The organism is Microbacterium esteraromaticum, from assembly GCF_900163815.1.
GTDB lineage: Bacteria > Actinomycetota > Actinomycetes > Actinomycetales > Microbacteriaceae > Microbacterium > Microbacterium esteraromaticum_B.
Genome location: NZ_FUKO01000009.1, coordinates 31741 through 52941, shown reverse-complemented (window position 1 = coordinate 52941; position 21201 = coordinate 31741). Strand labels below are relative to the sequence as shown.

Genomic DNA, 21201 nt, shown 5'->3' with positions numbered 1-21201 from the left:
GATAACCGCGAGCCGGGATAGAATCGACCGTGAGCAGCAGCCCGTGCTGCATGTTGCAAGGAGTGACAAATGAGCGACAACACCCTGACCGAAGAGGTCACCGTCCCGCACAACATCTCGCTGACGGACACAGCCGCCCAGAAGGTGAAGAGCCTTCTGGAGCAGGAAGGTCGCGATGATCTGCGACTTCGCGTCGCCGTTCAGCCCGGCGGATGCTCTGGGCTGATCTACCAGCTCTATTTCGATGAGCGATTCCTCGAAGGCGACGAGACCGTCGAGTTCGGCGGCGTCGAGGTCATTGTCGACAACATGAGCATTCCGTACCTCGACGGTGCGTCCATCGACTTCAAGGACACGATCTCGGAGCAGGGCTTCACGATTGACAATCCCAACGCCGGCGGCAGCTGCGCGTGCGGAGACAGTTTCCACTGAGACAGCGCCAACCTGCGTGGTTGGCATGAATCGGGTGTGAGGTTGCCCTAGACTTGAGTTTGCTCCTGTCCGAGATCTGAAAGGTGCATCGTGCCCTCGAAACACCGCCTTCGTTGGGCCGCTCTTCCCCTGGGAATCGCGGCAGCTGTGGTCCTGGCAGGATGTTCTCCCGCCGAACTTCACGGCTTCCTACCCGGCTTCGTGGAGGACGGCCCCGCAGCGACCAACCAGACCGACCGAGTTGCCGGTCTGTGGGTGACCTCGTGGGTGGTGCTGCTGCTCGTGGGACTCATCACCTGGGGTCTGATGGGCTGGGCACTGGTGGCCTACCGTCGCCGCAAGGGACAGACCGGACTCCCGGTGCAGCTCCGGTACAACATGCCGATCGAGATCCTCTACACGGTGATCCCGCTGATCCTCGTTCTCGGAATGTTCTTCTTCACCGCCCGTGACCAGGCGGAGATCGAGACGCAGTGGGAAGACCCCGACGTCTCCATCACCGCGATCGCCAAGCAGTGGGCCTGGGACTTCCAGTACGACGGTGAGAAGGAAGACAACTCCGACGCCGTCTGGACGATGGGCGTGCAGGCGCAGGCCGACGAGGAAGGCAACATCGTCGACCGCGAGACACTTCCGACGCTGCTGCTTCCCGTCGACAAGGAAGTCACCATCCACCTGCAATCGCGCGATGTCATCCACTCGTTCTGGATCATCGACTTCCTGTACAAGAAGGACATGTACATCGGCCGGGACAACACCTGGTCGTTCATCCCGACGCGAGTCGGCGAATACGACGGCAAGTGCGCGGAGCTCTGCGGCGAGTACCACTCGATGATGCTGTTCAACGTCAAGGTCGTCGAACAGGACGAGTACGACGCGTACCTCGACACCCTCCGCGAAGAAGGAAACACGGGCGACATCAATGACGCCTACGATCGACTCAGCAATCTCCCTGGCACCGGCGCGAGCACGGGTGCAGAGGAAGAGGAGTAAGCCATGACGACCACAGCTGAACCTCAGACGACGCCAGGCGCTGGCCGCAACACCATGCCGCCGCGTCAGGCAGCGCTGCTCACCTCCACCCGCGTGGAGCAGAAGGGCAACATCGTCGTCAAGTGGCTCACGTCCACTGACCACAAGACCATCGGATACATGTATCTGATCGCGTCGGTGATGTTCTTCCTCCTCGGCGGCGTGATGGCTCTCGTCATCCGTGCGGAACTGTTCGCACCCGGCATGCAGATCGTCCCGACCAAAGAGCAGTACAACCAGCTGTTCACGATGCACGGCACGATCATGCTGCTCATATTCGCGACGCCGCTGTTCGCCGGCTTCGCCAACGCGATCCTCCCGCTGCAGCTCGGTGCTCCCGATGTGGCCTTCCCACGTCTGAACGCCTTCGCCTTCTGGCTGTTCACGTTCGGCTCGATCATGGCCGTCGCAGGCTTCCTCACCCCGCAGGGTGCCGCCGCGTTCGGATGGTTCGCTTATCAGCCACTGGCCAACGCGACGTTCTCGCCCGGTGCGGGTGGAAACCTCTGGATGCTCGGTCTCGGCATGTCGGGCTTCGGTACGATCCTCGGTGCGGTGAACTTCATCACCACGGTCATCACGATGCGTGCCCCAGGCATGACGATGTGGCGCATGCCGATCTTCTCGTGGAACACGCTGATCACCAGCCTGCTGATCCTGATGGCGTTCCCCGTGCTCGCCGCCGCGATCCTGGCTGCCGCAGCCGACCGTGTTCTCGGAGCTCACGTATACGACGTGGCCAATGGTGGTGTGCTCCTCTGGCAGCACTTGTTCTGGTTCTTCGGCCACCCCGAGGTGTACATCATCGCGCTGCCGTTCTTCGGCATCGTGTCCGAGATCTTCCCGGTCTTCAGCCGCAAGCCGATCTTCGGATACAAGACGCTGGTCTATGCGACGATCGCGATCGCCTCGCTGTCGGTGGCCGTGTGGGCGCACCACATGTACGTCACCGGTGGTGTGCTGCTTCCGTTCTTCGCGCTGATGACCATGCTGATCGCCGTGCCCACGGGCGTGAAGATCTTCAACTGGATCGGCACGATGTGGCGAGGATCGATCACTTTCGAGACACCGATGGTGTTCTCGCTGGGCTTCCTCCTCTCCTTCGTGTTCGGTGGCCTCACCGGCGTGATCCTGGCATCGCCGCCGCTGGACTTCCACCTCAGTGACACGTACTTCCTCGTTGCGCACTTCCACTACGTGGTGTTCGGCACGGTCGTGTTCGCCATGTTCGCCGGCTTCTACTTCTGGTGGCCGAAGTGGACGGGACGGATGCTGAACGAGCGTCTTGGCTACATCCACTTCTGGATGCTGTTCATCGGCTTCCACATGACCTTCCTCGTGCAGCACTGGCTGGGTGTTGAGGGCATGCCGCGTCGTTACGCCGACTACTCGACGTACGACAACTGGGAGTGGGGCAACCAGGTCTCCACGATCGGTGCCATGCTGCTCGGCGCGTCGATGCTGCCGTTCTTCCTGAACGTGTGGATCACCGCTCGCAAGGCTCCGAAGGTGACCGTCAACGACCCGTGGGGCTACGGCGCATCGCTCGAGTGGGCGACCTCGTGCCCGCCGCCGCGTCACAACTTCACCTCGATCCCGCGGATCCGCAGTGAGCGCCCCGCTTTCGACATGAACCACCCCGAGGCAGCGGAGCAGCCTGTAGCGGCTCCCGCCGGCGCCGTAGACGGAGAGGCCAAGTAAGCCATGCGCAGTAACATCGTTGTGTGGTGGATCATCACCGCCTTCTTCACCACCGCTTCGGCTATCTACACCGTCTGGAGTCTGCTCGACCCCAACCACCTGGCTGTCGAGTGGGTCGGCACCATCGCGCTGCTCTTCGTCGGCTTCATGGGGGCGATGATCGCCATCTACCTGCGCCGGACCTATCAGGCGCAGGGCGGCGAGCTCCCCGAAGACGTCCTCACCGCTGACACCGACGACGGTGACCCTGAACTCGGCGAGTTCGCACCGTGGTCGTGGTGGCCGGTCGTGCTCGCTGGCTCCGCAGCAGTCTTCCTGCTCGGATTGGCTGTCGGACACTTCCTGCTCCCGATCGGTATCGCGATCTTCGTGGTCGCGATCGTCGGCTGGGTGTACGAGTTCTACCGCGGTCACTTCGCCCGCTGAATCCACTTGCTGTCAGAACGCCCCGGAGGTCATCCTCCGGGGCGTTCTGCGTGTCGTGGACGGCTTCGGCGGTATGAGCTTGCTGCCGCGTCCCAAACACCGGTAGTGCGTCGCACGAAGACTGATCTGCAGTCTTGTCCAGAGTCACAGCCGAGCAGGGGAGCGCAGTGGGCGCCCGTGAGATCCCGTGGCGTCTGGCAAAAGGTGGGCATGCTCAGCGCCTGACGTGAGCGGCTATTGGGATGGCTTCCACGGCACGACTGAGCCTTGCGATCCCGCGAGCCTGTACTCGCAACGTGATCCACCAGCGGCTCCCCGAACTACGCTGTCACTCACGTCGTTCTGGGCGCGCTCCCGGTGGGCTCGACATGTCGCACCGGGATCGAGGTGCGGGCATTGGCGGCGGCCTGCAACGCGGTCCTGTTGCTGCCTACTGCCGCTTTTCTCTTGCATCCTGGGTGGGTTGGTCGCCGCTTCTGTGTTGCTTGACGATTGAGCTCATCTCCCGCCGCAATGCGTCTGCCAGAACGAACCGAACCGGCCGACGCCGCACAGAGCGCGCAGGCGACACACAGCGCGCCGGACGATCACCTGGTCGGTCACGGGGTGAGGCGTCCGCCGACCACAGGTCGCTGGCGGAAGACAGTGCTGGCGGAAGCAGTGCTGGCGATCAAACCAGTGATGGCCCTGTCCGCAGGGGACAGGGCCATCAGTGCGAAGAGCGCGAATCTACTCGCTGTCTTCCGACTTCTTCTTGTTCGGCTTCTTGGCCGGATCCTTCGCGATGACCGAGCTCGGTGTGTTCGGCGTCTCGCCCACACTCGGATCCACCGGCGCGATGTCATCCTCGGAGGTCACGCCGGCGCGGGCGTGGGCCTCGATGATCTCTTGCGACTCGATCGCGGCATCCTGTGCGAGTGCGTGCTGCTGGTGAGCATCCGCCTCTTCGATCTGAGCCTGCGTCAGCGGCTGCAGACGGTCCTCGAAGAACCAGCGCGAGATCGACGAACGCAGGTTCTCGTGCCATGGGATGCGACCCTTCTCGTTCGGGCGCACGACGAGCGGCTCGTAGGTGGAGTAGTCGATGAGCTTCCAGCGGTCGTACGTGTCGACCGGCTGGTGCACCTCGACGAACTCGCCACCGGGAAGACACACAATGCGGCCGGACTCGTAACCGTGCAGCACGATCTCACGGTCCTTCTTCTGCAACGCGAGGCAGATGCGCTTCGTAATGAAGTAACCGAGCACCGGTCCGACGATCAGCAGCGCCTGAAGCGTGTGGATGACGCCTTCCATGGTCAGCATGAAGTGCGTGGCCATCAAGTCGGACGACGCCGCCGCCCACATCACGGCGTAGAAGATCACGCCTGCGGCACCGATCGCCGTGCGCGTGGCTGCGTTGCGCGGACGCTCGGCGATGTGGTGCTCGCGCTTGTCGCCCGTGATCCACGCCTCGATGAAGGGGTAGAGCGCGACGAGCACGATGAACAGACCCAGAACGGCGACCGGGATGAGGATCCCGAGTGACAGCGTGTGGTTGAACATCACGATGTCGAGGTGCGGCGGCGCCAGGCGCAGGGCACCGTCGGCGAAGCCGATGTACCAGTCAGGCTGCGTTCCCGCGGACACGGGGGAGGGGTCGTACGGTCCGTAGTTCCACACCGGGTTGATCTGGAAGAACGTGGCGATCAGCACGATCGTGCCGAACACGATGAACAGGAAGCCGCCCATCTTCGACATGTAGACCGGCATCATCGGGTATCCGACGACGTTGCTGTTGGTGCGTGCCGGACCGGCGAACTGCGTGTGCTTGTTGATGATCATCAGCATGAGGTGCAGGCCGACGAAAGCGATCACCAGCAGCGGGAGCAGCAGGATGTGTGCGGTGTAGAGGCGACCGACGATGTCGCTGCCGGGGAACTCGCCGCCGAAGAGCAGGAACGAGGTCCAGGTGCCGATCAGCGGAAGACCCTTGATCATGCCGTCGATGATGCGCAGACCGTTGCCCGAGAGCAGATCGTCCGGCAGCGAGTAGCCGGTGAAGCCCTCGGCCATCGCCAGGATGAACAGCACGAAGCCGATCACCCAGTTGAGCTCGCGCGGCTTGCGGAACGCACCTGTGAAGAAAACGCGGAGCATGTGGATGCCGATTCCGGCCACGAAGACGAGAGCCGCCCAGTGGTGGATCTGGCGGACCAGCAGGCCGCCGCGCAGATCGAAGGAGATCCGCAGGGTCGACTCGAGAGCCGCCGACATCTCGATGCCGCGCATCGGCTCGTATGCGCCGGTGTAGTGCGTCGGAACCATCGTCGCCTGGAAGAAGAACGTCAGGAACGTTCCCGAGACGAAGACGACGACGAAGCTCCACAGCGCGATCTCGCCGAGCATGAAGGACCAGTGGTCCGGGAAGATCTTGCGTCCCAGCTCCTTGACGAAGCCGGACAGGCTGGTGCGCTCGTCGATGTAATTCGCCGTGGCGCCGATGAAGCGTCCGCCGAGAGGCTTCTGCTTGGTGTCCTCGTTACGAGTTGCGGTACTCAATGGCGCTCCCAGAAGCTCGGGCCGACGGGTTCCTTGAAGTCGCTCTGCGCGATCAGGTAGCCCTCATCGTCGATGGCGATCGGCAGCTGCGGCAGTGGGCGCGCAGCCGGGCCGAAGATGACCTTGGCGTGTTCAGTCACATCGAACTGCGACTGGTGGCAGGGGCAGAGCAGGTGGTGCGTCTGCTGCTCGTAAAGGGCGACGGGGCAGCCGACGTGGGTGCAGACCTTCGAGTACGCGACGATGCCGTCGTAGGACCAGTCCTTGCGGTCGTCGGCTTCGACGAGCTGTTCCGGACGCAGACGCATCAGCAGAACGATCGCCTTCGCCTTCTCCTCGAGCAGGCCGCCAGCGTGACCGAGTTCGTTGAGGCCCTCGGGGATCACGTGCACGGCCGAGCCGAGTGTGACATCGGCGGCGCGGATGGGCGTGCCATCCGGGTCGCGGACGAGTCGTGTGCCGGTGTCCCACATCGTGTGCTGCAGCAGAGCGACCGGGTCGCCGGCGATCGGGTTGTCCGGAGTGGCGAACGGGGCGAGTCCGCGGAACAGCGTGACGCCGGGGACGATCGAGGCGACCACGGCGGCGATCAGCGAGTTGCGGATCATCGTGCGGCGGCCGAAACCGGATTCCTCGTTCGCTTCCGCGAACACCTCGACTGCGGCCTCGCGCGTCGCATCGCGACCGCGCGTCGGGTGCCGCTCCTCGATGAACTCCTTGTCGGACATCAAGGCCTTCGACCAGTGGATCGCGCCGAGTCCGAGCGCAAGCAGCGCCAAACCGATGCCGAGACCGATGAAGAGGTTGTTGTAGCGCACGTCGATGAGTGCGCCGCTCTCGATCGGGAACAGCATGTATGCCGCTACTGCCCAGATACTGCCTGCCAGTGACAGGTAGAACAGGGTGTAGACCGTGCGGACTGCTGCCTTCTCCGCCCGCGGATCCTTATCGGTCATCCGCTGGCGGTGCGGCGGCAGTCCCGGATTCTGCGCGGGATCGCTGACTGCGACGCCCAGCCCGGGGGAGGGCTGGTAGGCCCTGTCAAGAGCCTGCGTGTCGTCGTCGTTTGCCATGGTGCTCCTCGTACGTAACTCTTCGATGAAAGTGCGTCAGTTGGACTTCGCCGTGATCCACACGGTGAGGGCGACGAGCGCGCCGATTCCGAAGATCCAGATGAACAGGCCCTCAGACACCGGACCCAAAGATCCCAGTGTGAAGCCGCCGACCTGAACCTCCTGCTGCTGGAAGATGAGCGCGGCGATGATGTCGCGCTTGTCTTCGGTGCTGAGGTTCATGTCGCCGAAGACCGGCATGTTCTGCGGGCCGGTGACCATGGCTGCATAGATGTGCAGGGCACTGGTGGACGTCAGCGCGGGGGCGTACTTGCCCTCGGTGAGCGCACCACCGGCGGCTGCGACGTTGTGGCACATCGCGCAGTTGATGCGGAAGAGCTCCGCACCGTGCGAGATGCTGACCTCATCGGAGGCGTCTTCGGGGTTGGCTTCGCCGGCGGTGACCCAGTCCTGCGGGTACTCGGGTCCAGGAGCGACCGAGTGCACATACGCAGCCATCGCGTGGATCTGCTCCTCGGTGAACTGCGGCGACTTCTGCGGAGCCTGCGGACCCTGCATCTGCAGAGGCATGCGCCCGGTGGCGAGCTGGAACTCGACCGACAGTTCACCGACGCCGATAAGACTCGGCCCTTCCGGTGTGCCTTGCATGTCGAGGCCGTGGCAGGTGGCGCAGTTCGCGGTGAACAGCTTCTGTCCGTCGTCGACCGTCAGCTCGGCCTGAGCGCTCGTCTGCGTGTCACTGGTCGATGCGATCGCCGCTGTTGCTCCGGCGTACGCACCGCCGGTAAGCAGCAGGCCGGCGCCGATCAAGGCGGCAGCGGCGAGGGGGCTACGGCGTCCGCGTGAGCGGTGCTTCTTCTCTCGTGCCATTTCGAAAAATCGCTCCGCTCTTATTTCAGGAAGTAGATGACGAAGAACAGGGCCACCCAGACGACATCGACGAAGTGCCAGTAATACGACACGACGATCGAGGAGGTCGCCTCCTTGTGGCCGAAGTTCTTGACCGCGTATGCGCGGCCGATAACAAGGACGAAAGCGATGAGCCCGCCGGTGACGTGCAGTGCGTGGAAGCCCGTCGTGAGGTAGAAGGCCGATGCGTAGGAGTCAGCCGTGATGGGCAGGCCCTCGGTGACGAGCTGTGCGTACTCCCACACCTGGCCGCTCACGAAGATCGCGCCGAGGATGAAGGTGAGCCAGAACCACTCGACCATGCCCCAGCCGAACAGACGGCGGCGGCCCGCGGCATTAACCTGGCCGCGAGGGATGTGGTAAGGCTGCAGATCTTCTGCGGCGAAGACACCCATCTGGCAGGTGAACGAAGACGCGACGAGGATCGCGGTGTTCACTCCGGCGTAGACGACATTGAGCATGTCGGTGCGGTCGGCCCACAGGTCGGGGGATGTGCTGCGGAGGGTGAAGTAGATCGCGAAAAGTCCCGCGAAGAACATAACCTCGCTGCCGAGCCACACGATGGTGCCGACAGCGACCGGATTAGGGCGCTTGATGGTTCTTGCCGCCGGGGCATACGTCGCTGAGGTGGTCACCACACCATTATGGCCGATTCTGCGCGATGATTCTTGCACCTCGATGGCCCGTTTCGCTGTTCCAAGACTTAGGGCAACCTAAGAACTGCCTGCGAATCTGCCTCCATTTGCTGAGAATCTCGCAGGTGGGGGCTGAACTTCAGATACCTCGAGCTCTCGCAACCGCATGCTGATCCGTCATCTCGAATCGGCATCATTGTGCGCGCGATTAGGATCGGCATCATGTCTGACTCCCTCACGTGGACCACTTTGCTCACCGGCCTGTTGGATCGGCGCGACCTCAGCGTGTGGGAGTCCACCTGGGCGATGCGTCAGGTCATGCAGGGCAGGGTGACCGACGCTCAGCTGGCTGGCTTCCTGGTAGCGCTGCGGGCCAAGGGGGAGACGATCGATGAAGTGGTCGGATTCCGAGACGCCATCCTCGAGGCGGCTGTGCCGCTGCCGGTGTCGTCCGACGTGCTGGACATCGTCGGAACGGGCGGAGACCTCGTCGGCACGGTGAACATCTCCACGACCGCAGCGATCATCATCGGGGCCACCGGCATCCCCGTCGTCAAGCACGGCAACCGTGCCGCTAGCTCCTCTTCTGGCTCGTCGGACGTGCTCGCAGCGCTCGGCCTGGACATCTCGCTGGACCCGAATCGCGTGGCATCCGTTCTCGAGCAGACCGGCATCACCTTCGCATGGGCAGCCGCTTTTCACCCCGGTTTCCGGCACGCGGGTACAGCGCGCTCAGAACTCGCCGTGCCCACCGTGTTCAACGTGCTCGGGCCGCTGTGCAATCCCGCACGCGCCGAAGCCAACGCCGTCGGTGTCGCTCGTCTCGATCGCGTGCCGCTGATCACGGGCGTCTTCCGCACTCGCGGTGCGACCGCGCTGGTCTTCCGCGGCGACGATGGTCTCGACGAACTCACCACGACGGGGCACAGTCGCATCTGGGAAGTGGCACGAGGGGACATCCACGAGCACGACATCGACCCGCGCGACATCGGCATCCCCACCGCAGACATCTCCGACCTGCTCGGCGGTGCGCCCGAGCACAATGCCCGCATCCTTCGACGCACGCTCGCCGGCGACAAGGGGGCCGTGCGCGACATCGTGCTTCTGAACGCTGCCGCCGGCATCGTCGCCTACGAGCTGTCGCACGACGCGGCACTGACACAGGTATCGATCCTCGAGCGTCTGCGCGACGCCTACGAGCGCGCGGGCGCCGCAGTCGATGATGGCCGCGCCGAGAAGAAGCTCGACGACTGGATCCGCGCGACGCAGGAGCCGGTCGCGAGCTGACAGCGCGACGCGACAGAGCGGGTGATCATGGACGCCTCCGAAGCACTCCTCGAGATCGCGTCGCTGCTTGAGCGCGAACGCGCCTCTCGGTACCGAGCGAAGGCGTTTCGCCGGGCGGCCGCCATTCTCGCCGAACTGCCCGAGGAGGTGCGTCGGGACTCTGCTCGACTGCGCGAGCAGAAGGGGATCGGCGCCTCGACCTTCGAGGTGATCCAGCAGGCGCAGCACGGGCAGGTTCCGGACTACCTGACCGAGTTGCGCGCCGCGGTGACGCCGCAGCGGCAGTCGGCGCTGCGAGCGCGACTGCGTGGCGATCTGCACAGTCATACCGACTGGTCCGATGGGACGACGCCGATCGAGGCGATGGCGTCAGCAGCTCGGGCGCTCGGCCACAACTACCTCGCGATCACCGACCACTCCCCGCGGCTGCGCGTGGCACGCGGTTTGTCGGCAGAGCGTCTGCGGGAGCAGATTCCGCTGGTGCGCGCGCAGTCGGACGACACCCTGGCTGTGCTCGCCGGCATCGAGGTCGACATTCTGGAAGACGGACGCCTGGATCAGACCGAGGAGCTGCTGGCCGAGCTCGACATCGTCGTGGCATCCGTCCACTCGCTCCTGAAGATGGATGCGGCGCCGATGACCCGGCGGATGATCTCGGCGGTCTCGCATCCGCAGGTGAATGTGCTCGGACACTGCACCGGGCGACTCGTCCAGGGGGAGCGCGGCACCCGGCCGCCGTCGCAGTTCGACGCGCAGGCGGTGTTCGCCGCCTGCGCAGAATTCGGTGTGGCCGTCGAGATCAACTCCCGTCCCGAACGCCAGGACCCGCCGGATGCTCTGATCTCGCTCGCGCTGGCAGAGGGTTGTCTCTTCGCGATCGACTCTGATGCGCATGCGCCGGGGCAGCTGTCTCTGCTCGATTACGGCGCTGAGCGCGCAGAAGCCGTGGGCGTGCCCGCGGAGCGGATCGTCACGACCTGGGGCCTTGACCGGCTGAGGTCGTGGGCGAGCAGCTGACGCAGTGAGGAGAGTCAGCCCCGGGATGCGAGCGCAGCCACGGCGCGCGTCATCGCCGTGCCGAGGTTCCATTGCTCGGCGAGGTGGTCGGCAGCATCCGCCTCTACGGGGTCGAGGGCGCGCAGCGCCGTGCCGGGAGCTGCGACATCGAGCTGCGTCGCCACGCGCACCACGGTCTGTGCGACGTCGAGGTAGTCGGCGGCATCGGCGAAGCGGGCGGATGCTGTCGCGCTGAGCTGACCGGACGCTGCGGCTGACCGCACGCCCTCGAGGTCGCCGTGCGCCTGCAGCAGCGTCGCAGCGGTCTTCTCGCCGATGCCCTTCACGCCGGGCAGGCCGTCGGAGGCATCGCCGCGCAACGTCGCGAAATCGGCGTACTGCGAGGGGAGGATGCCGTATTTCGCGACGACCGTCGCTTCGGTCCAAACCTCGAGGTTGCTCATGCCTCGTGCCGTGTAGACCACACGCACGTCGCGCGGGTCGTCGATGAGCTGGAACAGGTCGCGGTCGCCGGTGACGATATCGACCGGCATGTCGGCATCCGTCGCGAGCGTGCCGATCACGTCATCCGCTTCATGCTCGGCCGCTCCGATGATCGGGATGCCGAGCGCTCCCAGTGCCTCGCGGATGAGCGGGATCTGCTGCTGCAGGGGATCCGGAACCTCTTCGACATCCGGCGCGGACTGCACGACTTCGAGGACGCGATGCGCCTTGTAACTCGGGATCAGGTCCACGCGCCACTGCGGCCGCCAGTCATCGTCCCAGCAGGCGATGACATGCGTCGGCTGGTACATCGTGATCAGCTTCGCGACGATGTCGAGCAGACCGCGAACCGCATTGACGGACGAGCCGTCCGGTGCCTTCACGCGATCGGGCACACCGAAGAAAGCGCGAAAATAGAGGCTGGCGGTATCGAGCAGCATCAGACGATCGGTCATCCGTTCAGCATAGAGAGCCGCTCGCGCAGAACGAGCGCACAGCCGGGCTCGAATCTGATAATCTGGAGTGTCACTCGTGGCGAGCATCTGCCTGCCCTCGTGTCATCGCAATCTCAAATCCAACTGCTTCGAGCCCTCCGGCGCGCCGGAACTCGTCGCCTGATTCTCCATTCACAAGGACAACCCACTACATGACTAGCGCAACGACCGCCCCGGCCACCAAGCAGGTCGCAATCAACGACATCGGCTCTGCTGAGGACTTCTTGGCCGCGGTCGAACTGACCATCAAATCCTTCAGCGATGGTGACCTCATCGAGGGCACGATCGTGAAGGTCGACCGCGACGAGGTCCTCCTCGACGTCGGCTTCAAGACCGAGGGCGTCATCCCCTCGCGTGAGCTCTCCATCAAGCACGATGTCGACCCGAACGAGGTCGTCGCCGTCGGTGATGTGGTTGAGGCACTCGTTCTCCAGAAGGAGGACAAGGAAGGCCGCCTGATCCTCTCCAAGAAGCGTGCGCAGTACGAGCGCGCCTGGGGAGACGTCGAGAAGATCAAGGAAGAGGATGGCGTCGTCACCGGCACCGTCATCGAGGTCGTCAAGGGCGGTCTCATCGTCGACATCGGCCTGCGCGGCTTCCTGCCCGCATCGCTCATCGAGCTGCGCCGCGTCCGCGACCTCACCCCGTACCTCGGTCAGGAGATCGAGGCCAAGATCCTCGAGCTCGACAAGAACCGCAACAACGTGGTGCTCAGCCGCCGCGCGCTGCTCGAGCAGACGCAGTCGGAGTCGCGCACCACGTTCCTGAACAACCTTCACAAGGGTCAGGTCCGCAAGGGTGTCGTGTCGTCGATCGTCAACTTCGGTGCGTTCGTCGACCTGGGTGGCGTGGACGGCCTCGTGCACGTCTCCGAGCTGTCCTGGAAGCACATCGAGCACGCCTCTGAGGTCGTCGAGGTCGGCCAGGAGGTCACCGTCGAGATCCTTGAGGTGGACCTGGACCGCGAGCGCGTCTCCCTGTCGCTCAAGGCGACCCAGGAAGACCCGTGGCAGGTCTTCGCCCGCACCCACGCGATCGGCCAGATCGCACCGGGCAAGGTCACCAAGCTCGTTCCGTTCGGTGCGTTCGTCCGCGTTGCGGATGGCATCGAGGGCCTCGTGCACATCTCCGAGCTCTCCAGCAAGCACGTCGAGCTGGCTGAGCAGGTCGTGTCGGTCGGCGAAGAGGTCTTCGTCAAGGTCATCGACATCGACCTGGAGCGTCGTCGCATCTCGCTGTCGCTCAAGCAGGCCAACGAGTCGGTCGACCCGCACGGCACCGAGTTCGACCCGGCCCTGTACGGCATGCTCGCCGAGTACGACGAGAACGGCGAGTACAAGTACCCGGAGGGCTTCGACGCCGAGACCGGTGCTTGGAAGGACGGCTTCGACACTCAGCGCGAGGCTTGGGAGCAGGAGTACGCCGCTGCCCAGGCTCGCTGGGAGGCTCACAAGGCTCAGGTCGTCAAGGCGGCCGAGGCTGAGGCAGCTGCTGGCGAGGACTTCGGTGGCGGACAGGCGTTCGCGACCGACGTCACCGGCGCCGGCACCCTTGCTGACGACGAGGCACTCGCGGCTCTGCGCGAGAAGCTCTCCGGCGGCAACGCGTAAGCACACGCATCACAGCACGGGCCGTCACCTTCGGGTGGCGGCCCGTTCTGTGTGCCTGGGGGATTTTTCCCGCATGCCAGGATGGGAGGATGCCACTCATCGCGCTCACCGGCGGCATCGCGTCGGGTAAATCCACGATCGCACGCCGCCTGTCGGAGCTCGGGGCGACGATCGTGGATGCCGATCAGATCGTCCGCGATGTGCAGGGAGCGGGGTCTGCGGTGCTCGCGCAGATCGCTGCGGCCTTCGGCGACGAGATGATCCGACCGGATGGTGTGCTCGACCGCGCAGCGCTCGGGGAGAAGGTGTTCGGCGACGAGGAGGCGCTCACCCGGCTCAACACCATCGTGCATCCCGCTGTCCGCGATGAATCGGCCCGACGGTTCGCCGCGGCATTCGAAGCCGACCCGGATGCTGTCGTCGTGTACGACGTCCCACTGCTCGTCGAGGCTCGAGTGGATGACCCGTGGGATCTGATCGTCGTCGCTGACGCCCCGGCGGAGGTGCGTGAGCAGCGCATGGTCGAATTGCGGGGGATGGATGCTGCGGCCGCCCGCGCCCGCATCGCGTCGCAGGTTCCGGATGCTGAGCGACGGGAGATCGCCGACATCATCATCGACACTTCCGGTGACCTCGCTCGCACCGTTGCGCAGGTCGACCGGCTGTGGGAGCGAATCCGCAGCGCGTGAGGCGGTAGCTCAGCCGGCTGCGGCGACCCGCTTGCGTGCGCTTCGCCGGCGTACCAGCACGATCGCGGTGACGATCAAGCCGATCAGGAGTGCGAGCGCAATCAGCGGGACGAGGATCGCGGCTGCGGCGAGAGCGAATGATGCGCCATCCTCCGCTGTGCTGAGCACGGGGGCCGCCAGACCTCCGGTCACCGCATTGGCCGCCACGCGGCCCGTCGCCTTCACGACGTGAACGACGAGCGCGATCACAATCCCGGTGACGATCGGAACCCAGGCGTTATCGGTGAAGAACGAGGCAGGATCGGTGACGGCAACCGTCTGGGCACTGGAACCAGCTCCGAAGGCGATTCCTCCGGCAGCGGGGCGGAGGATGCTCTGCACGATGTCGTTGATCGAATCGAGCGCGGGGATCTTGTCCGCCACGATCTCCAGGACCAGCAGTCCGCCCAGCACCCAGAGCGAGATGTCACCCGACAGCCAGGACCAGCCGGAGGGCAGCTCCATCGCCGGGATGAGCCGATCTGCGAGCCCGAGCAGGAACAGCGGCATCCATGCGTTCAAGCCGGCGGATGCCGCGAGACTGCTGCCGATGATGAACTCGATCACGGCTCCACTCTAGAGCGATGATGGCGCACGCGCCGCGATGTCGGTGGCCCGGCATACCCTGGAAGGATGCAACCCACGCGCAGCGTCCGACCCTTCGAGGTCGTCAGCGAGTACATGCCAGCCGGAGACCAGCCGCAGGCGATCGCCGAGCTCGCCGCACGCATCAATGCCGGCGAGACTGATGTCGTCCTTCTCGGTGCCACTGGCACAGGCAAGTCGGCGACCACCGCGTGGCTCGTCGAGCAGGTGCAGCGACCGACTCTGGTGCTCGCGCACAACAAGACGCTGGCCGCACAGCTCGCCAACGAGTTCCGCGAGCTGATGCCGAACAACGCCGTGGAGTACTTCGTCTCCTACTACGACTACTACCAGCCCGAGGCATATGTGCCCCAGACGGATACGTTCATCGAGAAGGACTCGTCGATCAACGCAGAGGTCGAGCGGCTGCGGCACTCCACCACCAACTCGCTGCTGAGCCGCCGCGATGTCATCGTGGTATCCACGGTCTCGTGCATCTACGGCCTCGGTGCCCCCGAAGAGTACCTGCGGGCGATGGTCGCCCTGCAGGTCGGCGAACGGTATGACCGCGACGCGCTGATCCGACAGTTCATCGCCATGCAGTACAACCGCAATGACGTCGACTTCTCCCGCGGCAACTTCCGGGTCCGCGGCGACACGATCGAGATCATCCCGGTATACGAAGAGCATGCCATTCGCATCGAGCTGTTCGGCGATGAGATCGAAGCGCTGTACTCGCTGCATCCGCTCACCGGCGAGGTCATCGAGAAGCTCGATGCAGTACCGATCTTCCCTGCCTCCCACTACGTCGCCGGTACCGATGTCATCCAGCGCTCCATCGGCACGATCGAGAAGGAGCTCGAAGAGCGTCTGGCGGAGTTCGAACGCCAGGGGAAGCTGCTCGAGGCGCAGCGACTGCGGATGCGCACGACGTTCGATCTCGAGATGCTGCAGCAACTCGGATTCTGCTCGGGCATCGAGAACTACTCCCGCCACATGGACGGCCGTGCTCCGGGCGAGCCGCCGCACACGCTGCTCGACTTCTTCCCCGATGACTTCCTGCTCGTGATCGACGAATCGCACGTGACCGTGCCGCAGATCGGGGCGATGTACGAGGGAGACGCCTCGCGCAAGCGCACGCTCGTCGAGCATGGCTTCCGGCTGCCGAGCGCGATGGACAACCGTCCGCTGCGCTGGGACGAGTTCAAGAACCGCATCGGACAGACCGTGTATCTCTCCGCCACGCCGGGCAAATACGAGATGGGCATCGCCGATGGTGTGGTCGAGCAGATCATCCGCCCCACCGGGCTGGTCGACCCGCAGATCATCGTCAAGCCGTCGAAGGGGCAGATCGACGACCTGCTCGAGCAGATTCGGGTGCGCGTCGCTCGCGATGAGCGCATTCTTGTGACGACGCTGACGAAGAAGATGGCAGAGGAGCTCACGGATTTCCTCGGCGAGCACGGGGTTCGAGTGCGCTACCTGCACTCCGACGTCGACACGCTGCGCCGAGTGGAACTGCTCAGCGAGCTGCGCGCCGGCGTGTACGACGTGCTCGTCGGGATCAACCTTCTCCGCGAGGGCCTCGACTTGCCCGAGGTGTCGCTGGTGGCGATCCTCGACGCTGACAAGGAAGGGTTCCTGCGATCAGGCACGTCTTTGATTCAGACGATCGGACGTGCAGCGCGGAACGTCTCCGGAGAAGTGCACATGTACGCGGACCGGATGACAGATTCGATGGCACGCGCGATCGACGAGACCGATCGACGGCGCGAGAAGCAGATCGCCTACAACACCGAGAACGGCATCGATCCGCAGCCGTTGCGCAAGCGCATCGCAGACATCACCGAGGTGCTCGCTCGTGAAGCGGCTGACACCGCCGACATGCGCGCCGGGCGCAACAAGTCCGGCCGAGGCAAGGCGCCGACGCCGAATCTGCGGCGCACGGGCATTGCGGCTGAGGGCGCCATCCAGCTCGAAGAGACCATCTCGGACCTCTCCGACCAGATGCTCGCCGCCGCGGCAGAGCTGAAATTCGAGCTGGCGGGAAGGCTGCGTGACGAGGTGCAGGATCTGAAGAAGGAGCTGCGGGCGATGGAGCGCGCCGGGCACGCCTGAGCCGGTGCGCTCTGGGCGGACGATGACGATGTCGGGCTGACCGCACAGTTATCCACATGCGCTCCTATCACCAGCGGAGACCCGCATAGGCTGAAGGCATGACGATGCGTGCTGACCACGAGGGTCGAGAAGCAGCATCCGTTCCCCGCGTTCAGCGGTATCTGCTCATCGCCGCGGTTCTCGTTCTCTTCGTCGTCGCGATGCTCGCGGCGTCTCTCGCCGGGCACCCCACCTTCACCCCGCCGGTCGCCGAGCGCGCCCCGGGTCCCGCACCGACACCGGTGGAGATCACCCCCGGCCCGGAATCGACGATGCCGCCGCCGCAGGATGGCATCCGCGGGTTCGTGGTGCTGATGCTCTTGCTGCTGCTCGTGCTGCTGGTCGTCTTGGTCGTCCTCTTCTTCATCGTGCGGGCGCTGATCGGGTACTGGAAGAACCGGCCGCTTCGGCAGCGTGAGGGCGTCGATACTGATGAGGGGGTGTCGATGGAGATCTTCACCGACTCGGCACCCGATGCCCCGACAATGCGACGCGGCATCGCCGCTGCGCGAACGCTCATCGACACGCAGGCAGACCCGGGTGACGCGATCGTGGCGGCGTGGGTCGGCCTCGAAGAGACCGCCGCTGATTCCGGCACCGCGCGCGGAAGGAGCGAGACCCCGGCGGAGTTCACGCTGCGCATTCTGCTGCGCAGGCCCGGGCTCGACGAACCGGCGCATCGCCTGCTGCGGCTGTACGAGGGAGTGCGATTCGGCGGACATTCTGCCGATGAAGCCGATCGCTCCGCCGCCGTCCGCGCACTCGTGGAGATCGAGGAGGGCTGGCGGTGAAGCGCAGGATCCTGTTCGCGCTCGGCGTCGGTCTGCTGACAGGCCTCGTGCTCGCGATGATCGGCGTGCAGATCGAATTCGCCTGTGGCTGGGGAGTGCTCGCTGTCGGGGCCGCGATCATCGCTCGATTGCCGGCATTCGACGACCCGCGCGCAGATGCGCCGGGAAGGCCCGAAGAGCAGACCTATGTCGGATCCGATGTGTCTCGGCTCGCCTGGGCGATCAACATGCATACCGACACGGTGAGCGAGGCAGTGACCCGACGTGTGCGCGCCACGCTGCGGCGGCGGCTTGCCAGACACGGTCTCGACCCTGACGTCGTTGCCGATGGCACGGCCATCGAAGAGCGATTGGGTGCGGGGCTCTGGGCGCGCCTGAATGGTCACCGCACGACGACGACAGATATCCGCGATGCGCTGGCGGCAGCCGAACGACTCGCACCCACTCTCAAGGAGGACGCAACATGAACTTCGAGGACATCGCTGACGCCGGCCGGCAGATTCGGGCGGCTGTTGCCACTGTCGTCGTCGGGATGGACGATCCGCTGGAGATCGCCTTGGCCACCATCCTCGCTGGCGGGCACGTGTTGTTCGAAGACGTGCCCGGGCTGGGCAAGACCCTGGCCGCGCGGAGCCTTGCCGCCGCCCTCGGACTGTCTTTCCGCCGCCTGCAGTGCACACCCGACATGCTTCCGGGCGATGTGACGGGATCGTATGTGTACGCCCCCGAGACCGGGGATTTCGTCTTCCGGCCGGGGCCGATCTTCACCGGTCTGCTCCTGGCAGATGAGATCAACCGCACCACGCCCAAAACGCAGTCCGCCATGCTGGAGGCGATGGCGGAGCGTCAGGTCACGGTCGAGGGCAACAGCTTCGCTCTGGAACCGCCATTCCACGTGATCGCGACGGCCAACCCGATCGAGTACGAAGGCACCTACGCGCTGCCGGAGGCGCAGCTCGACCGGTTCATGGTGCGACTGTCTGTCGGGTATCTGGATCAGCACGGAGAGACCGAGATCCTGCTGGGTCGACTGCGGCGGCAGCAGGAGGGCACCCACGTGGACCCGGTTCTGGCGCCCGGCGATCTCGTGGCGCTGCAGCAGGCCGTCGAACAGATCCATGTCGATCCAGACGTGGCCGCCTACTGCGTCGCGCTGGCTGCGGCGACCCGCACCGCTCAGCATGTCTCTGTCGGCGCGTCGCCACGTGGGTCGCAGTCGCTGATGCTGCTCGGCCGAGCACTGGCCGCACTCGATGGGCGCGACTACGTGCGCCCCGATGACATCAAGCGCGTGGCAGTGCCCGTGCTCGCGCATCGCCTGACGCTCACGCCGCAGGCGTGGGCGCAGGGCGTCGATCCGTCCGCGCTGATCACGAGCCTCGTCGCAACCGTCGCCGTTCCTCCGAGCATCGCCGCGCCACGAGTCTGACCGATGGCACCAGAGAGCGAACCGCAGCGTGCTTCGCACCGGCGGCTGAGTCCGTCGGTGCTGGTCGCGCTGATGGGCGCGGTCGGGATCCTGACCGTCGGGATGCTGGCATCCCGTCCGGACGTGATCGTCGTCGGCCTGCCGCTCGCGCTGTGGGCCGTCTACGCGATCAGTGCGCAGCCCCCGTCCGGCGTCATCGCCATCGAGATCGAGCGCGGGATGGAGCCGGCCGACGGCTGGCTGGCTGAGGAGATCGTCATCCGCTCCGATGCGGAGATGGTCGAAGCAGCCGTCATCCAGGCAGAGCGCACTCGTCGCCGAGTCTTCGTCTCCGGCGACACCCGATTGCGCGCGCGCAGCCGGGTGCTGCACTCCGGCCCGCTCATCAGCGTCGAGCTCGCCGTGCGACCGCTGGAAGCCGACTCCGCCGTGATCGGCGCGCCGCAGAGCCCGATCACGGCGATCCGGGCGGTGACACCGGTGATACAGCGCATCCCGAGGATGCCGATCGCTCCGCGACTGACCGGCCTGCACGGCGCGCATGAGGGAATGCGACCCGGTCAGGGCGGTGACTTCCGCGACATCCACCAGTTCGCACCCGGTGACGAGCTGCGGCGGGTCGATTGGAAAGCGACCGCCAGGGCCGCTCGACGGCCGGGTGAGCTGTTGATCCGACGCAACAATACTCTCAGCGATGCCTCTGCGGTCATCGTGATGGATACCGCCGACGACCTCGGAACGGTTGTCGCGACGTGGGGCACTCTCGATCTCGAGAGCAGCGGGGTGACCTCGCTCGATCATGCCCGCGGCGCAGCGCGCTCGATCGCCGCTGCCACGATCGCGCAGGGCGACCGCATCGCGTTCCATACGCTCATGCACGGCGGGCGCTCGGTGCGCAGCGGTGGTGGCACACGACATCTCGCGCGCGTGGTCGCAGAGATCTCGGCGTGCGGACGCGGCGGCGACGACGCGCGCTTCCGCCGCACGCCGCCGGTGCCGCACGGCTCGATCATCTACGTGCTGTCCACCTTCTTCGATGGTGCCGCGGCGGAGATCGCGCTGCGCTGGCGCGCCGTCGGGCATCGCGTGATAGCCGTCGATACTCTGCCGGAACTCGACACGCACCGCCTGGGCAAAGAGCGGCAGCTCGCACTGCGAGTGCTCCTGACAGAACGACAGGACATGCTGCACCAGCTGCGCGAATCCGGCGTCGAGACGCTTGGCTGGCGAGACGCGCCGGCGGGGCAGCTGGCAGCGCTCGCGAGAGTCGGCGCGCATTCGCCGAGGATGGGTGCCCAGCGATGATGCGCAACGATCGGCTGGCCATGGGCGCGAACGTGCCCGGGGTCGTGCTGCGTCTTCTCGCCGTCGCCGTCGCCGTCATCGGCGGGATGCTGGTCGGAGCGCCGCTCGGGTGGTTCGCGATCATCAGCGCAGCCGCTGTGTTCGGTGCGATCGTGCCCCAGCTCGGCGGAGTGTGGGCAGCTGCGGGCGCATTCGTCGTCGTGCTGCTCCTCGAGCCGTCGCACCCCCTGCGCACCGCGGTCGCCATCGCGGTGGTGCATCTGCTGCATGTCCTCGCCGCGCTGTCGCTGGTCGTGCCGCTGCGCGCTCGTGTGACGCTGCGCGCACTGATGCCCACTGCGATGCGCTTCGTCCTCGTGCAGGTGATCTGCCAGGGTGCCGCGTTCGCGATCAGTCTGCTGCCCGGCGGCCCTGTTGTGCCGATCGCCGTGATCTTCGGGGGCGGGGCGGGGCTGCTGCTGGCGCTCGTCGTCGCCCGGATGCTGCGCGGCAGCCGCGTGCGAGCTTTCTCCGACCGCGAAGTCACGGAGGTCCGCTGAGAGCGGACTCGGCCGCAGTGTCGGTGG

The 21201-nt window shown here is 65.4% G+C and carries 20 protein-coding genes; 14 read left to right on the top strand and 6 right to left on the bottom strand.

All coding sequences use genetic code 11. The features are described from left to right. Positions 1–69 precede the first annotated feature (69 nt). From erpA to FM104_RS02215, 4 genes are all read left to right on the top strand, one after another. Positions 70–432 carry an iron-sulfur cluster insertion protein ErpA gene (gene erpA, locus FM104_RS02230; protein WP_087129833.1) on the top strand — a complete coding sequence of 121 codons (363 nt, stop codon included), beginning with the start codon at positions 70–72 and terminating at the stop codon, positions 430–432. A 90-nt stretch (positions 433–522) separates the two neighbouring features. Beyond that, entirely contained in the window at positions 523–1425 is a 903-nt protein-coding gene (ctaC, locus tag FM104_RS02225; protein ID WP_087129832.1) for an aa3-type cytochrome oxidase subunit II, read from the top strand. A gap of 3 nt (positions 1426–1428) precedes the next feature. Continuing rightward, entirely contained in the window at positions 1429–3165 is a 1737-nt protein-coding gene (gene ctaD, locus FM104_RS02220; RefSeq protein ID WP_179206636.1) for an aa3-type cytochrome oxidase subunit I, read from the top strand. Between the two features lie 3 nt (positions 3166–3168). Then, positions 3169–3591, top strand: coding sequence for a cytochrome c oxidase subunit 4 (locus tag FM104_RS02215; RefSeq protein ID WP_087129831.1), 423 nt, complete (start codon positions 3169–3171; stop codon positions 3589–3591). 729 nt (positions 3592–4320) lie between these two features. Here the strand turns inward: FM104_RS02215 and qcrB are convergent. From qcrB to ctaE, 4 genes are read right to left on the bottom strand one after another with little or no spacing between them, the layout of a single operon-like run. Continuing rightward, positions 4321–6132, bottom strand: a complete 1812-nt coding sequence (gene qcrB, locus FM104_RS02210) for a cytochrome bc1 complex cytochrome b subunit (RefSeq protein WP_087129830.1) — start codon at positions 6130–6132, stop codon at positions 4321–4323. Beyond that, the gene (gene qcrA, locus FM104_RS02205; RefSeq protein WP_087129829.1) at positions 6129–7205 is read right to left on the bottom strand and encodes a cytochrome bc1 complex Rieske iron-sulfur subunit; all 1077 of its coding nucleotides are present in this window, start codon (positions 7203–7205) and stop codon (positions 6129–6131) included. Before qcrA ends, qcrB begins: the two co-directional genes overlap by 4 nt. Before the next feature lie 36 nt (positions 7206–7241). Continuing rightward, positions 7242–8075, bottom strand: a complete 834-nt coding sequence (qcrC, locus tag FM104_RS02200; RefSeq protein WP_087129828.1) for a cytochrome bc1 complex diheme cytochrome c subunit — start codon at positions 8073–8075, stop codon at positions 7242–7244. Between the two features lie 20 nt (positions 8076–8095). Then, entirely contained in the window at positions 8096–8752 is a 657-nt protein-coding gene (ctaE, locus tag FM104_RS02195) for an aa3-type cytochrome oxidase subunit III (protein WP_087129827.1), read from the bottom strand. Between the two features lie 219 nt (positions 8753–8971). On the opposite strand from ctaE, the gene trpD reads away from it, so the two are divergent. Then, positions 8972–10036 carry an anthranilate phosphoribosyltransferase gene (trpD, locus tag FM104_RS02190; protein ID WP_087129826.1) on the top strand — a complete coding sequence of 355 codons (1065 nt, stop codon included), beginning with the start codon at positions 8972–8974 and terminating at the stop codon, positions 10034–10036. A gap of 27 nt (positions 10037–10063) precedes the next feature. After that, positions 10064–11053, top strand: a complete 990-nt coding sequence (locus FM104_RS02185) for a PHP domain-containing protein (protein ID WP_179206635.1) — start codon at positions 10064–10066, stop codon at positions 11051–11053. 14 nt (positions 11054–11067) lie between these two features. On the opposite strand, the gene FM104_RS02180 is transcribed toward FM104_RS02185, so the two are convergent. Next, entirely contained in the window at positions 11068–11991 is a 924-nt protein-coding gene (locus tag FM104_RS02180) for a 5'-3' exonuclease (RefSeq protein ID WP_087129824.1), read from the bottom strand. A 191-nt stretch (positions 11992–12182) separates the two neighbouring features. Here FM104_RS02180 and rpsA point away from each other — a divergent pair, with 191 nt between their 5' ends. Then, positions 12183–13640, top strand: coding sequence for a 30S ribosomal protein S1 (gene rpsA, locus FM104_RS02175; protein WP_087129823.1), 1458 nt, complete (start codon positions 12183–12185; stop codon positions 13638–13640). Positions 13641–13729: 89 nt separating this feature from the next. Beyond that, positions 13730–14329, top strand: coding sequence for a dephospho-CoA kinase (gene coaE / locus FM104_RS02170; RefSeq protein ID WP_087129822.1), 600 nt, complete (start codon positions 13730–13732; stop codon positions 14327–14329). A gap of 9 nt (positions 14330–14338) precedes the next feature. Here the strand turns inward: coaE and FM104_RS02165 are convergent, their stop codons facing one another. Next, positions 14339–14935 (bottom strand): DUF4126 domain-containing protein, encoded by a 597-nt coding sequence (locus FM104_RS02165; protein ID WP_087129821.1) that lies wholly within the window; start codon positions 14933–14935, stop codon positions 14339–14341. A 66-nt stretch (positions 14936–15001) separates the two neighbouring features. Here FM104_RS02165 and uvrB point away from each other — a divergent pair, with 66 nt between their 5' ends. The 6 genes from uvrB to FM104_RS02135 all read left to right on the top strand — a co-directional run bounded on the left by uvrB (position 15002) and on the right by FM104_RS02135 (position 21174). After that, positions 15002–17071 carry an excinuclease ABC subunit UvrB gene (uvrB, locus tag FM104_RS02160; RefSeq protein ID WP_087129820.1) on the top strand — a complete coding sequence of 690 codons (2070 nt, stop codon included), beginning with the start codon at positions 15002–15004 and terminating at the stop codon, positions 17069–17071. A gap of 98 nt (positions 17072–17169) precedes the next feature. Continuing rightward, on the top strand, positions 17170–17901 hold the full coding sequence (locus FM104_RS02155; protein ID WP_087129819.1) for a DUF4129 domain-containing protein: 732 nt from the start codon (positions 17170–17172) through the stop codon (positions 17899–17901). Beyond that, positions 17898–18368, top strand: coding sequence for a hypothetical protein (locus FM104_RS02150; protein ID WP_087129818.1), 471 nt, complete (start codon positions 17898–17900; stop codon positions 18366–18368). The genes FM104_RS02155 and FM104_RS02150 overlap by 4 nt, the downstream gene beginning before the upstream one ends. Next, complete coding sequence (locus FM104_RS02145; RefSeq protein ID WP_087129817.1) at positions 18365–19330, top strand: AAA family ATPase; 966 nt, start codon at positions 18365–18367, stop codon at positions 19328–19330. Before FM104_RS02150 ends, FM104_RS02145 begins: the two co-directional genes overlap by 4 nt. A gap of 3 nt (positions 19331–19333) precedes the next feature. Further along, complete coding sequence (locus FM104_RS02140) at positions 19334–20635, top strand: DUF58 domain-containing protein (RefSeq protein ID WP_256971474.1); 1302 nt, start codon at positions 19334–19336, stop codon at positions 20633–20635. Further along, positions 20632–21174 carry a hypothetical protein gene (locus FM104_RS02135; protein WP_087129816.1) on the top strand — a complete coding sequence of 181 codons (543 nt, stop codon included), beginning with the start codon at positions 20632–20634 and terminating at the stop codon, positions 21172–21174. The genes FM104_RS02140 and FM104_RS02135 overlap by 4 nt, the downstream gene beginning before the upstream one ends. The last annotated feature ends 27 nt before the right edge of the window (positions 21175–21201 follow it).

Excerpts from the sequence above, each read along its gene's own strand:
- erpA (WP_087129833.1), top strand. The coding sequence starts at position 70 with ATGAGCGACAACACCCTGACCGAAGAGGTCACCGTCCCGCACAACATC.
- ctaD (WP_179206636.1), top strand. The coding sequence starts at position 1,429 with ATGACGACCACAGCTGAACCTCAGACGACGCCAGGCGCTGGCCGCAAC.
- FM104_RS02215 (WP_087129831.1), top strand. The coding sequence starts at position 3,169 with ATGCGCAGTAACATCGTTGTGTGGTGGATCATCACCGCCTTCTTCACC.
- qcrA (WP_087129829.1), bottom strand. The coding sequence starts at position 7,205 with ATGGCAAACGACGACGACACGCAGGCTCTTGACAGGGCCTACCAGCCC.
- qcrC (WP_087129828.1), bottom strand. The coding sequence starts at position 8,075 with ATGGCACGAGAGAAGAAGCACCGCTCACGCGGACGCCGTAGCCCCCTC.
- trpD (WP_087129826.1), top strand. The coding sequence starts at position 8,972 with ATGTCTGACTCCCTCACGTGGACCACTTTGCTCACCGGCCTGTTGGAT.
- FM104_RS02185 (WP_179206635.1), top strand. The coding sequence starts at position 10,064 with ATGGACGCCTCCGAAGCACTCCTCGAGATCGCGTCGCTGCTTGAGCGC.
- FM104_RS02180 (WP_087129824.1), bottom strand. The coding sequence starts at position 11,991 with ATGACCGATCGTCTGATGCTGCTCGATACCGCCAGCCTCTATTTTCGC.
- rpsA (WP_087129823.1), top strand. The coding sequence starts at position 12,183 with ATGACTAGCGCAACGACCGCCCCGGCCACCAAGCAGGTCGCAATCAAC.
- coaE (WP_087129822.1), top strand. The coding sequence starts at position 13,730 with ATGCCACTCATCGCGCTCACCGGCGGCATCGCGTCGGGTAAATCCACG.
- uvrB (WP_087129820.1), top strand. The coding sequence starts at position 15,002 with ATGCAACCCACGCGCAGCGTCCGACCCTTCGAGGTCGTCAGCGAGTAC.
- FM104_RS02155 (WP_087129819.1), top strand. The coding sequence starts at position 17,170 with ATGACGATGCGTGCTGACCACGAGGGTCGAGAAGCAGCATCCGTTCCC.
- FM104_RS02145 (WP_087129817.1), top strand. The coding sequence starts at position 18,365 with ATGAACTTCGAGGACATCGCTGACGCCGGCCGGCAGATTCGGGCGGCT.
- FM104_RS02140 (WP_256971474.1), top strand. The coding sequence starts at position 19,334 with ATGGCACCAGAGAGCGAACCGCAGCGTGCTTCGCACCGGCGGCTGAGT.
- FM104_RS02135 (WP_087129816.1), top strand. The coding sequence starts at position 20,632 with ATGATGCGCAACGATCGGCTGGCCATGGGCGCGAACGTGCCCGGGGTC.